Below are 13,148 nucleotides of genomic sequence, written 5' to 3' on the forward strand. Positions count from 1 at the left end.
GACCTCCTCGCCGGCTTCCTCGCCAGCACCGGCATGACCCTCGAACCCGAACCACCGAGATAGCCCGAACCCTGGCCTTTCAACCTCTGTAGCGACGCGGGCCGCGCGAGCGTCAGGGGTCGGTGGTACGAACTGGGCTGACCCGAGACGCGGGGAGCAGCGGAGGACACCACCATGCAGACACACACGGCGGCCCGCCGCTGGGCCACGACCTGGGCCGCCGCCTGGCCGACCCGGGACGTCGACGCGATCGTCGCCCTGCAACGGGAGGACGGCGACCACTGGGCCTCCCTGTTCCGCCCGTACCGTGGCCGATCCGGCCTTCGGGCCTACCTGGAGGAGTCCTTCGCCGAGGAGTCCCGCCCCGCCCAGGTGTGGTTCGGCGAGCCACGGGTCGACGGCGATGCCGCGACAGTGGAGTACTGGGCGGTGGTCCACCTCAAGGACCAGCCCCTGACCATCTCCGGATGCACAGTGCTGCGTTTCGACGAGGCGGGCCTCGTCGCCGAGGCCCGCGACTACTCGCACGTGCGCGAAGGCCACCACTCGCCGCCGGCCGGCCTGGTCACCTGACGAGAGACAGCACCCCAGCCAGGACAGATGTTCGACGCCGCGTTGGTCAATCTCTCCACCCGCGACATCGACGCGGAGTCCCGCAGCTCGCGCTGACAAGCCGCAAGGGAATACTTCTTCGTCACATAAGCACGACTCACGTCAGCGCCGTGGGCGTGGTTAGGATCTCCGGATGGCTGACGAATTCGACGTCGTGGTGCTCGGCGCCGGTCCCGGTGGCTACGTGGCCGCCATCCGTGCTGCTCAACTCGGTTTGCGCACGGCGGTTGTGGAAGAGAAATACTGGGGCGGCGTCTGCCTCAACGTGGGTTGCATTCCGTCGAAGGCGCTTCTCCGCAATGCCGAGCTGGCCCACCTGTTCACGCGCGAGGCCAAGACGTTCGGCATCAGCTCGACCGGCGAGGTGACCTTCGATTTCGGGGCCGCGCACGCGCGCAGCCGCAAGGTCGCCGACGGCCGGGTCAAAGGCGTGCACTATTTGATGAAAAAGAACGGCATCACCGAGCTCAACGGCCGGGGCACGTTCACCGGGGCTGACACGCTGCGCGTCGACGGTCCGGACGGCAGCCGGACGGTGTCGTTCCGGCACTGCGTCATCGCCACCGGCGCCACCCCACGGCTGCTGCCCGGCACCCAGCTCAGCGAGCGCGTGGTGACGTACGAGGAGCAGATCCTGAGTGCCGAGCTTCCCGAGCGCATCGTCATCGCGGGCGCGGGTGCCATCGGTGTCGAGTTCGCGTACGTGCTGCACAACTACGGCGTGCAGGTGACCATCGTCGAGTTCCTCGATCGGATGCTGCCGTTGGAGGACCCGGAGGTCTCGGCCGAGCTGCAACGGCATTACCGCCGGCTCGGCGTGGACGTGCTCACCGGCACCCGGGTGGAGCAGATCGAGGAGACCGGCGCCGGGGTGCGGGTCACCGTCTCCCGTGGTGGCGAGCAGCAGGTCATCGAGGCCGACCGGGTTCTCCAGGCCATCGGCTTCGCGCCCAACGTCGACGGGTACGGCCTGGACGAGCTGGGCGTCGCGCTCACCCCCCGGGGCGCGATCGCGGTGGACGGCCGCTGCCGCACGAACGTGCCGAACGTCTACGCCATCGGCGACGTCACCGCCAAGCTCATGCTCGCCCACAACGCCGAGGCCATGGGCATCGTGGCGGCCGAGACCATCGCCGGCGCGGAGACCATGGAGATCGACTACGCCATGGTCCCGCGGGCCACCTACTGCCAGCCGCAGGTCGCCAGCTTCGGCTACACCGAGGAGGAGGCCCGCAAGCTCGGCTACACAGTGAACGCGGCGAAGTTCCCCTTCATGGCCAACGGCAAGGCCCACGGCCTGGGCGACTCCAGTGGCTTCGTCAAGATCCTCAGCGACGACGCCACCGGCGAGCTGCTCGGCGCCCACCTGATCGGTCCGGATGTGACCGAGCTGCTGCCCGAGCTCACCCTGGCCCGGCAGTGGGAGCTGCGCGTGACCGAGGTGGCCCGCAACATCCACGCCCACCCGACCCTCGGCGAGGCCGTCAAGGAGGCCATTCACGGCCTGGCCGGCCACATGATCAACATGTAGTGCCGAGCTTCCTGCGGTCGGTGCCCTGATCGTTGGTGTGCCGCCGAGGACTCGCCTCCCGAACCCGCAGATAGATGGATCGGCATTGCGTCCCTCGCTTACGCCTGGCGGGGCGGCGTGATACAAGGCAGTCATGTCTGGAGCGGAGCTATCCACGGCGTTACGGGTCTTGGGCGCCATCGCCAAGCCTGCGACCGACAAGCTGAAGCGCCAGGAGGGCGTGGTCGCGGTCCTGCACAAGCTGGGCATGGCGCCGGACGCGCCACCGCCTGACTTCGCGGGCGTCTACACCTACACGGTGGTCGAGTACTGCTACGGCAAACCAGAACCGGTACTCCGACTGTTCCAGAACCAGTACGTGCGCGAGGCGTTCGAGCGGTCCTTCGTGACTGGCGACCCAGCTCACCTCGACCGCGAGGTCGCCGAGATCCTCCAGTGGAATGAGGAGACCGGCGCGCTCGGCCGTCTCGACTACAACCTGGCCCGTGAGGTCACCGGCTTCTCGATAGTCTTCAACCGGCTGGTCGACCGCACCCGCACCGCCGCCGAGACCAGGATGGAACTCGGCGTCAACGACATCCAGGACACGCTCGCCGGGCTGATCAGGCGAATTGACCGGATGGGCACCCGCGAGGAGATCCTGCGGCAGGAGGGCGGGGCGATCACCTCGATCCGGCACCTGGCCAACGAGTTGCGCGAGTGGTTCGCCGCGGTGGAGTACCGCATTCTGCGGGAGGTCGAGTCCGGCCCGGCGGAGTTCGTCTGGCTGGTGCGGGTGCCGGCCCGCCGCGGGTACGACACCGCTGTCGTCCTCGGCAAGACCGGCGAGCTCAGCGCCCCGGACGTCACCCGTGCCGCCGAGCTGGTGACGGCCCACCACGCGTCCGAGGGCTGGGTGGTCGTGCCGCAGCGGATCAGCAAGGCCGCCCGCGCTGTCGACGAACAACTCGAACAGGTCTACTGCTACACGCTCGACGAGCTGATCGACGAGAGCGCCGACTTCGAGCCGTACCTGAAATGGCTTGAGCGCGAGGTCCGCGACCGCCAGATCGACGAGCGGTTCGTGCCACCGTCCTGCGTGAAGGACGAACCCGACCGGGGCAGCGGCCGGATCGCCGCGCGAAGCGTCTACTCGTGGCGCGAGGGTGGGCTTGGCGAATACGTGCGTTCCTGGTTGGACGACGACACCAAGGAGCACCTGTCGATCCTCGGCGAGTTCGGCATGGGCAAGAGCTGGTTCAGCCTCCACTTCGCCTGGACCGTCGCGCAGGAGTGGCGGGCGGCCAAGGCCTCCGGCCGCAAACGGCCGCGTCTGCCGCTGGTGATCCCGCTACGCGACTACGCCAAGGCGGTCAGCCTTGAGTCGCTGTTCAGCGAGTTCTTCTTCCGCAAGCACGAGATCCTGCCCGGCGGCTACGGCGTCTTCGAGGCGTTGAACCGGATGGGTCGACTGCTGCTGATCTTCGATGGCTTCGACGAGATGGCCGCCCGGGTCGACCGCCAGGCGATGATCAACAATTTTTGGGAGCTGGCCCGGGCTGTCGTTCCCGGTTCGAAGGTGTTGCTCACCTGCCGCACCGAACACTTCCCCGAGGCGCGCGAGGGCCGCGACGTGCTCAGCGCCCGGCTGGCCGCCTCGACGCAGGCCCTGACCGGCGAGCCGCCACAGTTCGAGGTGGTCGAGCTTGAGCCATTCGACGACGACCAGGTGGATGAGCTGCTCGACAAGCTGACCAGCGGTCCGGCGAAGGACGTCATCCTGATGAATCAGGACCTGGTCGACCTCATCCGCCGCCCGGTCATGGCTGACCTCGTGCTCTCCGCGCTGCCGGCCATCGAGCGCGGCGCGAAGGTCGACATCTCCCGCGTCTACCTGTACGCGGTGCAGCACAAGATCGATGCCGACATTCGGGCCGAGCGGACGTTCACGTCGCTGGCCGACAAGGTCTATTTTCTGTGCGAGCTGTCCGCGTACATGCTCAAGGAGTCGATCCTCAGCATCAACTACCGTGCGATTCCCGACCACATCCGTGCGTGCTTCGGTCCCGCCGTCCAGGAACAGCGCGACCTGGACCACTGGCACTACGACATGCTCGGGCAGACCATGCTGGTCCGGAACTCGGAGGGCGACTACTCCCCGGCCCATCGCTCCCTGCTTGAGTTCTTCGCCGCGTACCGGATGGCGGCCAAGCTCGGCGTGATGAACGAGGACTTCATGGCCCTGATCGGGTCGGTACGGCCTACGGGCGAGCCGAGGTTCACGTGGTCAGAGCTGCCGTCCATCCCGGCCGACGAGCGCGCCGCCGCGATCGGATGGCGCCCGGAGGGCCTTGAGCAGCTAGCCGACTCCGCTGTCGGTGTCGACACTCCCGCCGTCTTCGACCTGATGAGACCGATGCTGACCACGAACCCGATCGAGTCGCTCGTCGAGTACCTGCGGTGCACCGCGGAACTGTCCGACACGCACACGAGCCTGCTGGGCGCGAACCTCATCGAGATCATTGCCCGGCTCGACCCGAACACGCTACGCGGCCGACGGCTCGACGGCGTCGACCTGCGGTCGGCGCAGCTGGATCGGCATGACGCGGGAATGAGCCTGGCCGGCTGCTCGCTGCGCGGAGTCAGGCTTGAGAACGCCGACCTGGAGGACGTGGACCTGACTGGCGCAGATCTGACCGGCGCCCGTCTCGCCACTGCCGAGTACCTCGGCTTGGAGCGCGGCGCCGTGTATTCCCTCGGCAGCCGCGGCGACCTGCCGGTCGTCTGCCTTACCCGGGACAACCGGGTCTACCTGTGGACGCTGTCCGGCGATCCCGAGCTGATCTTGAGAGTGTCGGGCAGGGTGGACGACGGCATGATGTTCAACGACGGCAAGATGCTTGTCGTCTACCAGGACGAGACGACGGCGTCGCGGCTCGCCAGCGTGCTACACGATCCGGCGACCGGCACGGTCTCGCCCTATCCCATCCGCGGGTTCACCGGCGACGCGGGACAGATCGGCGACAAGCACTATCTGCTGGAGTTGCACCAGCGCGAGAACGGCGAGTTGCTTACGCTGCGCGACATCGACACGGACGTGTTGACTGCCGAGATCCTCCTTGACGCGGCCAACGTGACTTTCGAGGTGAACGGGGTCGGCCGGGTGTTCGGCCTCAACGTGCTGAGCGGCGACCAGGACGAGACCCTTCCGACATCCGAGGTCGAAGTCTTCGAGCTGATCGTCGGCGCGGGCGGAGACCTCCGCTACGAACCGCACCGCACCGTGCGGGTCCCCATGGTCGACGCGGACAACATGCAGCTCTACGGTGAGAGTGGCGTCGGCGTGATATCGGTCAGCGACGACGGTCTGCGCCTGATGCTGCTCGACGTCGACACGAGCAGCGTGCGCCTGATCGACTTCACGGACCCGTACGGGGAACTCTTCGACCGGAGCCTCGACTACCCGGCTCGCAGCCTGCGCGCGTTCAAGCTGAGCCGGGACGGCAGCGTCGCCGCCGTCCCGTACGCCGGCGGCATTCGCGTGTTCCGCGTCGACGAGCCTGCCCGGCCGATCCTGGAGATCGACCCCGACCGCCATGCCACGAGCTTCACCTTCACTGACCGGGGCCTTCTGGTCGTCGCCGACGCCTACGGTGGCCTCAGTGCCTACGACCTGGCTACCTGCGCTGAGGTCGCCACGGCGAACCTGAGCACCAAGGTCCGTGGTGCGATCTTCCGGGAAGCCACAGGCCTGGAGCAGGCCGTCCGCGACCACCTCGCCCGCAACGGTGCGATCGTCGACTAGTCGTGCTTTCTCAGCCTCCTACAACAGCACGCCGACCCGTGCCGTGGTGCCCATGAACGGACAGATCCACGATCAGGCGGAGCGCAGCCCACGCCAGTCTGGGCACCCTCATTGCCTGGTCACGCTGCCCGTGGCCAGAGGCCGGCCATCTCCAGATGGCCGACCTGTCCGCGTCACGCCGTCGCTCGGCCCATCGCGGCACTGGCCAGCCCGTTCAACGTCGTCAGGTCGGCCGCCCCCAGGTACGAGTCCGACATCATGACCACCACCACGTAGTGGCCGACCGCGGCGGCGACATAGCCGACGTAGCGGTCGCCCTCGTCGTAGGTGCCGAGGAACAGCACCGTGTCCGGTCCGAGGTGGTCCTCGGCGACCGGGTCGAAGCCCTCCTCGTCGCCGCCCACCCCGCACCGGGCGAGCTGCGCCTTCAGCTCGGTGAGGTACGCGTGCGCCCCGTCGCCGCGGTACCGGGCGACGTTCTCGTAGATCCGGAATCGGGTACCGAGATCGGCCGCCTCGGTGCGGCTCACGACCGGCTGCGGCACCGGCGTGTCCGCGCACGGCTGGGGTAGCAGCGACCACACCAGCCCGTCCTCCACCGGGCCCGGCACGGCCCCGCCGAGATCGTCCGGCTGCAACATGACCCGGTCAGGGATCCCCCGTGGCCGCTGCTGCGCCGCCGCCGGCCCGCTCGCCGACACGAGCCCCAGGATCACGGCCGTCACCACAATCAGTGTTCTTCGCATGCGAGACGCCAACAAGAGTTGCAATCCGGCCGTATGACACGCCCCTGGCGTGCAGGAAGTGGAAGACCGCCGTGACGTCGCGCCGCCGCAGAAATTCACCGATCGGTCGACCGTTCCAAAGTCCTGAACTCCACCACTCAGGATCCACCTGTGCGGCCACGAATCACCCCGATCCAACGACGCCCAGTTGCAAGCACAGCGCATGCGTGCCGTCACATCAAGTCAGCGACACGTCGAGTCGTTGGCGCTCACCTCAGAGTTGACCCAAGCGGCGGCATCCGGAACACCACCATGGGCCCCCCATGTCCCGTGGAATGAAGCACAGAATCCGAACGCCGCTAACCCTCCTTCCGCCGGTGTGCGCCTCCTCGGCCCTACCGTGGAAGACGTGGATCGGATCGTCATCATCGGCTGCGGCGGCAGCGGCAAATCCACAGTTGCCAGGAAGCTCGCTCGGATCCTCGACGTGCCGCTGGTCCACCTCGACGCGATCTACTACGACGAGCACTGGACGCCGCTCCCCAGGGACGAGTTCGCCGCCCAACAGGAAAAGCTCGTCAGCGGCGAGCGGTGGATCATCGAGGGCAACTACGCGAGCAGCCTGCCCATCCGGCTCGCCGCCGCCGACACCGTGATCTTCCTCGACCTACCCGCCGCCGCATGCCTGTGGGGCATCGTCCAACGACGGTGGCGCTACAACGGCGGCCAACACCGGTCCGATGGCGTCTACGACCGGATCACCTGGCACTTCGTCCGCTACATCCTCGGCTACCGGCATACCATGCGACCCCGCGTCCGCAGCCTGCTCCGCGATCACGGGCCACACGTCCAGCTGATCACTCTCACCAGCCGACGCCACACCAACAGGTACCTCGACCGCGTACAACGGGAAAGACAGCCGGACGCCTGACGACTCCCAAGCACCCACTGAGCGGCCATCCACCGCCCCCGTACACAAAAAGGCCCTGACCCGGTGTGAGCCACCAGGTCAGGACCTTGATCGTTGGTGCGCCGCCAGGGACTCGAACCCCGAACCCGCGGATTAAGAGCCAGCGTCGAATCGATGCCTCGCGTGCCCGCGCGTCCCACCAGTCCACGCATCGGCAGGTCTCGGCTGATCCCACCGGCCGCACGTACCACACAATCCATACGACGCCGACCCTGTCCACGGCGACCGAGCACCCGCCGAGCACCCGGATGTACGACCATCCGGTTTCCGGGAGTGTCAGCCATGAGCGGTCGATCAGCCGTTACGTGTACACGCCCATCGTCGGTGCCACCAACCCGAAGCGAGTAAGGTGACATCGCTCGCCAGCCCGCCACCATGATCAACGACGGAGTCGGTGGCCCGGGGGTGTGCACACCATCTGGAATGTCGGACGTCGCGACGAGACCGACCCCAAGCGCCAGTCAGTCGAGGAACCCAGTCACCGGACCCATACCGGTCAGAAGGCCGGCAGCACGACCGTAGCGGACCATCTCTTGGTCGAAGTTCGTGTGCTGGTCCCGCATGTGCGCGACGCCGGGGTCGTCCGGGAAGCCTCGGTAGGTGGCGAACATCGCTCCGGCGCGCTGCGCAGCCACAACCCTGTCAGCGCCGACGCGCTCACGTCGATGACATTCGCGGACCAGGCCGCCTCGTCTCCGTGCATGCTCATGCTGTCCGACAGCCCCCAAGCGCGGGCGTGCGCGGTCCCGGACAGCAGGTCGTAGAGGGCGGGCAGGTCAGCGAACGCTTCCGTCACCAGAGTGCTGACCTTCGTGCCCGTCGAGGTCTCCTCGCCGCCGCGGACCACCCGCACGCCCTTGAGGCGTGTACCTGGCCGGTCAGCGATCGTCTCGATGCGCGCATCCTCCAGCCGGTCAAGGAGTGCCTGGCGCCGCCGCTTGATGCCGTCGCCGGGCGCGGCCATGTATGCGGCTGAGGGCACCTGCTGGGCGGCCCTGATCGCGAGGGTCGCGTCCTCGACCAGGAACGCGACGCCGCGACCCAGCCGGGTGGCGAACGGCTCGCCTTCGGCGAGCAGCCACCACAGCCATGACGCCGACTCGACGGCTCCGCGCGTCAAGGCTGCGTGCGCGTAGACGGGAGCGCCCTGCTCTCGCACGTAAGTCAGCAGTAGTCCAAGGGCGCGTACGTGATCGGCGACGTGCACTCCCATGCTCATCGCGGTGAGCACGCAGTCGCGCCAGACCTGCCGGCGGGCCTGGGCACGGACCATCGTGTCGAGCGCCCGGTCGTCGCGGTTACACCACGCGTCCGGCGCTGGTGTGGCGTCATGCACGCGGGTCAGGGTCTGCTGCAACGTGTCGGCCTGCTACTGACAGGCGCGGGCCGCGCTCAGCAGCAGCCGCATGGCAGGATCCGGCACCACTTCCCCCTCACCATCCGCCACCATGAAGGGGCGAACGAGGTCATCGTGCACCTGAGCACCGGTCTGGCGCCTGCGGTTTCTGCGCCGGGCTGATCGTGGCTTTCATCCTGAGGCGGCGAGGTAGGTAAGCAGGGTTCTGGACAGCGGGGCCGCGCATCCGGTGTCGGAGCAGGGCTAATCGCAACTCCATATCGTGAACGCGAATCATGACGGTTCGTCGCTGCTATGCGCCGGTAGTGGCCTCACGCAGTCTGCGGAGGCGATCGAGGAGCTGAGGCGGCTTGGCCCCGGGAGCATGTCTCTGCCGCGCGAATCGTTCAAGCACGGCGACCTCGGCAGCGGGGTCGGCCAGTCGGGCGAATATGATGGCGGCCCTCTCGTAGAACCAGGGAGCCACCCCGTATCCGTTGATACGTGAGTCGTTCTCTACCGCGTCGATGCATCGGACGGTCAGGAGCAGCGCCGCGTGGATGTCGTTCTTCTGCATCGTCATGATCTGGTCCACGAGGGTGTGCGGCTGCTGGCCGTCGACCAGGCCGCCCGTCGTGGGCGCGCACCACAGCGGTAGGGCAGTGCTGTCCGACCACGTACGGCCGTCTCCGCCGCTGACCTTCTCGGTCCAGCCCTGGCCGTCCCAGAATCGGTAGGTCCACCGCCCTGACGGGTCCAGGTACCAGCCAGCGATGACCTGCGGTACACGTTGAGTGGGCACGTGCGCCGCAGCAGCCGGTGTCGGCACCGTACGGGGCCCGGTCCCTTCGGCGCCCACGGCGGCGGCTGTACTGCCGGTCTGCTGGGATGCCAGGGAAGGCGTGGCGGCGGTCCCAAGCATGTCGTCGAGGGTCAGATCGGAGCGGATAGGTATGGCGAGGATGCGTGCTCGCGCGACCTTCGTGTTGTCCTGGTCAGCGGCAGCGACAACGGCGGTAACGACGTTGCGGGTCAGGTTCAGCGCCAGGACGAAGCCAGCCTGGGTGAGGCGATCGCGGACGTCAGCGGACACGGACGGGCTACACCAGACGCGTTGTCCCCTCTGCTTGGCGGCCTGGATGCGGTCCGTGGTCTCTATCTCGGGCGCGGTGAGGTCCGCGAAGTAGTCCGGTTCACCGAGAATTCGTGCGGCCGTGACGAGCTGCCGGTACTCGGTGCTGGTCAGGATGTCGTCGGCGAGTGCCACGTCCCGCAGTCCGTCGAGGTAGCGATGATGCAAAACGCGTACCTGCTGGGCGCCCATGCCGGACTGCCCGGCCAGTCGTGCCAGCGCCTTGGCTTCGACGCCGGTCAGTTTACCGTCGCTGAGTACGCTCCCGACGGCGGCGAGGTACGCCTCGGCCGAGGCGGGGTCGGCGTCGCCAGTGGAGTAGGGCAATTTTCCTAGCAACGACTGGATCCAACCGTCCGCGCCCTTGCGCAGGCCGGTGACCCGGGTACGTGGCCGGGCATGGCGCGGGTACCGCGGCAGCGGGACAGGAGCGGACGGGAACCGCAGGGCGGGCGCGTGGGCCAGGAGTCTGGGTAGAAGTTGGGCGGTTGCCCGGGTGTCACCGAGAGCGGTGTGGGCGTCATGCAGCTCGATGCCGTACACGGTGCAGCAGGACACGAGCTGGAAGTTCGGCGCGGCCAGGACCTGTCGGGCCAGCCGCAGAGTGCACACCGCCGGCAGGGGCGCGGGCCTGATGCCGACTCGAGCGAACTCCTGCGCGATGAACCCCTCCTCGAAGCGGGCGTTATGCGCCACCGCCACAGCGCCGTCGAGCCTGGACAGGATCTCCCCCGCCACGTCTGCGAACGTCGGCGCTCCGGACAGCATGTCTGCGGTGATGTGGTGGACGAAAGTCGGACCTGGGTCGCGGCCTGGGTCGACGAGGGTGGCCCACTCGTCGGCCACCCGACCTCCTTCGATGCGGACCAGGGCGATCTCCACGATCCGGTCGGACGTCGATGACAGCCCGGTCGTCTCCACGTCCACCACCACGAACGGGACCTCACCCAGGTCGACACCTTCCCTTCCGCCCGCTGACCCGTAGGCGAACAGTCCGACCGACGACATATTTACCTCTCTATCTCAGCAATTCGGCTTGATCCTGGCCAGAGCGGCTGGCCCTCCAGCGACGGATGCTCATGGGTCACCAGAACGGCCGCGTGCGCGAGAGATCCGTTGGACCAACCGGCTTAGCAGGCACCCGTCATCCAAGGCCTCGGCATGTCATGTGGTCGCGACTGGTTGCTCCTGCGCCTGGTTGAGGCTCTGCCGGTACTCCAGGGCCTCGGGGACCTCCTCGTACTGCAGCAGGCTGCCGGTCAACGCCAGCAGGTGTTCCTTGGCCTCCTCCGGCGTGGCGTAGAAGAACTCGCGACGGTGGTTGACCAGGTTGACCCGCCGGTCGGCCAGCCGTGCGTGCATCTTCGCCTCGATGCTGGCGGCGTCTTCGGAGAAGAACAGGGCGTGGACGTCGAAGTTGAAGGGCACCGAGGCGTCACTGAGTTCGCGTACCCGGTCCAGCGGGTCCAGGCGACGGGTCATGCCGACCTTGACCATCTTCTCGCCGAACGCGCCGAGGTTGGAGATCACGTACACGTAGCCGGCCCGGACGTTGGCGGCCCGCCGGTCGACGTCCTGGATCGCGGTGTCGATCTGGGCCAACCGGTCCTGCATCTGGGCGGCACCGTCGGCATCGCCCTTGGCCTGCAAGGCGGCCAGGGCGTTGGCGTAGTGCTGGCGCTCCTTGTCGAGCCGAGCGCGTTCGCGTTCGATCTCCTGCTGGGCACGTCGCTCTTCGCGCAGCCGGGCCTTCTCTTCCCGTTCCCGTTCCTTCTCCTCGGCCAGCTTCTCCTGGTAGTCGGCGGTGAGTTCCAACTCCTTGACCCGCAGCCGGTGGTACTCCTCGGCGATCCGAATGTTCATCGTCTTGCCGAGCTTGGCGATGGTTGCCGCCACCTTCCCCAGCCGGTCGACGGCCGAGTCGAGCTTGTACGGCTTCAAACCCCGTACAAGGTTGTCCGCCTCGGCGTTGTAGGCGCGGAGCATGAGCTTTGAGAAGTCCCGGAGCATCACCCGGCCCTCGGCGGCCGAGCCGTTGACCGTCCATCCGGTGGCAGCCTTGACCGCTCCCCCGTCCTTCCTGGTCATGGCCTTGATCTGGTCCTGAAGCCGGCTGAGCTGGCTCTGGTAGGCAACCGCGTCCGACAGGGGATGCCGGTACTGATAGACACCGGCTTCCTGCAGCAGTGCCGTCTCCTCGGTGACCACGATCTGCTGCCGGAGACCGCGCAGGTATCGATCGAGTTCAGCCTTTTCAGCTTCGCCCTTCGTTGTCAGGTCCGCGATCTCACGACTGAGTCGAACCCGGTGCTGCTCGAGCTCGATCGCGGACAGCACGCCGAGCCGTGACATCTCCGCCCTTAGACCCGTCAGCTCAACGCGTACCTGATTGAGCTCGCCGCGGAGCTGCGCATTCTCCACCGCTAGCTCACGCGCCTTGCCCCGGGCACCGAACAGAGGAATGTCCGGACTTGCGTTGCGCTGCTGCGAGACAACGACTGCGGGAGCACCAGCAGCCTGCGGGGCGGCCGTGACGGGCTCCGTCGGGGCCGGAGCCGGCGAATCCGGGATCCATAACTGCCACCCCGGCGGAGGAGGGCCCCAAGCGGGATCCGGTGTCCAGCCCGAAGGCGGGACCCATCCAGCAGGCGGCGTCGGCCAGTTCGGTGGTGCGTTGAAGCGGTATCCCATTGTTCCCCCAGGCTTGACCACGGCCCGACGACGGTAGCGCCGTAGCCCTCGGGCGGACATCGACGACTCAGATCGGCTGGTCAGCCATCCAGACGGCCACGAACGCCCGAGCGGGGACTTCAGTCTGGTTACCGACAGAAATGAGCGTCGGGAAACAAGTCAGCCGGAGCGGTGCGGGACGCCGTGGGCGGCCTTGAGGTTCCCCCGGTGGCTAGGAGGCTTTCGATCATGCTCTGATGGCACTAAAGGGAGTCATCCGTGGCAGCACCGAAGGGGTCTGCTGCACCGGCAGGTGACAGGTGTAGTCACGCGGCCTGACTGGCCGGTGGGTGCATGATGGTCTCGAATTCAACGGGGGTCAACCGGG

The 13,148-nt window shown here is 67.4% G+C and carries 8 protein-coding genes; 4 read left to right on the forward strand and 4 right to left on the reverse strand.

Annotation, left to right across the window (positions count from 1 at the left end; genetic code table 11):
- Positions 1 to 174: 174 nt before the first annotated feature.
- The 3 genes from AB0A95_RS34310 (at position 175) to AB0A95_RS34320 (ending at position 5,927) form a co-directional block, all read left to right on the forward strand.
- A complete protein-coding gene (locus AB0A95_RS34310; protein WP_357559926.1) occupies positions 175 to 573 on the forward strand; it encodes a nuclear transport factor 2 family protein in 399 nt (132 codons plus the stop codon).
- A 172-nt stretch (positions 574 to 745) separates the two neighbouring features.
- Positions 746 to 2,143: a dihydrolipoyl dehydrogenase gene (gene lpdA / locus AB0A95_RS34315; RefSeq protein ID WP_357559927.1), complete on the forward strand. Its 1,398-nt coding sequence runs from the start codon at positions 746 to 748 to the stop codon at positions 2,141 to 2,143.
- Positions 2,144 to 2,276: 133 nt separating this feature from the next.
- Positions 2,277 to 5,927, forward strand: coding sequence for an NACHT domain-containing protein (locus AB0A95_RS34320; RefSeq protein ID WP_357559928.1), 3,651 nt, complete (start codon positions 2,277 to 2,279; stop codon positions 5,925 to 5,927).
- A gap of 173 nt (positions 5,928 to 6,100) precedes the next feature.
- Here AB0A95_RS34320 and AB0A95_RS34325 read toward each other — a convergent pair whose 3' ends face one another.
- Positions 6,101 to 6,652, reverse strand: coding sequence for a hypothetical protein (locus tag AB0A95_RS34325; protein WP_357559929.1), 552 nt, complete (start codon positions 6,650 to 6,652; stop codon positions 6,101 to 6,103).
- Between the two features lie 409 nt (positions 6,653 to 7,061).
- On the opposite strand from AB0A95_RS34325, the gene AB0A95_RS34330 reads away from it, so the two are divergent.
- A complete protein-coding gene (locus tag AB0A95_RS34330; protein ID WP_357559930.1) occupies positions 7,062 to 7,583 on the forward strand; it encodes a topology modulation protein in 522 nt (173 codons plus the stop codon).
- 535 nt (positions 7,584 to 8,118) lie between these two features.
- Here the strand turns inward: AB0A95_RS34330 and AB0A95_RS34335 are convergent.
- From AB0A95_RS34335 to AB0A95_RS34345, 3 genes are all read right to left on the reverse strand, one after another.
- Positions 8,119 to 8,979: a hypothetical protein gene (locus AB0A95_RS34335; RefSeq protein ID WP_357559931.1), complete on the reverse strand. Its 861-nt coding sequence runs from the start codon at positions 8,977 to 8,979 to the stop codon at positions 8,119 to 8,121.
- 292 nt (positions 8,980 to 9,271) lie between these two features.
- A complete protein-coding gene (locus AB0A95_RS34340) occupies positions 9,272 to 11,023 on the reverse strand; it encodes an exonuclease domain-containing protein (protein ID WP_357559932.1) in 1,752 nt (583 codons plus the stop codon).
- A 231-nt stretch (positions 11,024 to 11,254) separates the two neighbouring features.
- Entirely contained in the window at positions 11,255 to 12,511 is a 1,257-nt protein-coding gene (locus tag AB0A95_RS34345; RefSeq protein WP_357559933.1) for a DUF4041 domain-containing protein, read from the reverse strand.
- Positions 12,512 to 13,148: the final 637 nt, after the last annotated feature.

The sequence above is a fragment of the Micromonospora sp. NPDC049230 genome (assembly GCF_040647875.1).
GTDB lineage: Bacteria > Actinomycetota > Actinomycetes > Mycobacteriales > Micromonosporaceae > Micromonospora.

Coding starts and splice junctions, on each gene's coding strand:
- AB0A95_RS34310 (WP_357559926.1), top strand. CDS start 175: ATGCAGACACACACGGCGGCCCGCCGCTGGGCCACGACCTGGGCCGCC.
- lpdA (WP_357559927.1), top strand. CDS start 746: ATGGCTGACGAATTCGACGTCGTGGTGCTCGGCGCCGGTCCCGGTGGC.
- AB0A95_RS34320 (WP_357559928.1), top strand. CDS start 2,277: ATGTCTGGAGCGGAGCTATCCACGGCGTTACGGGTCTTGGGCGCCATC.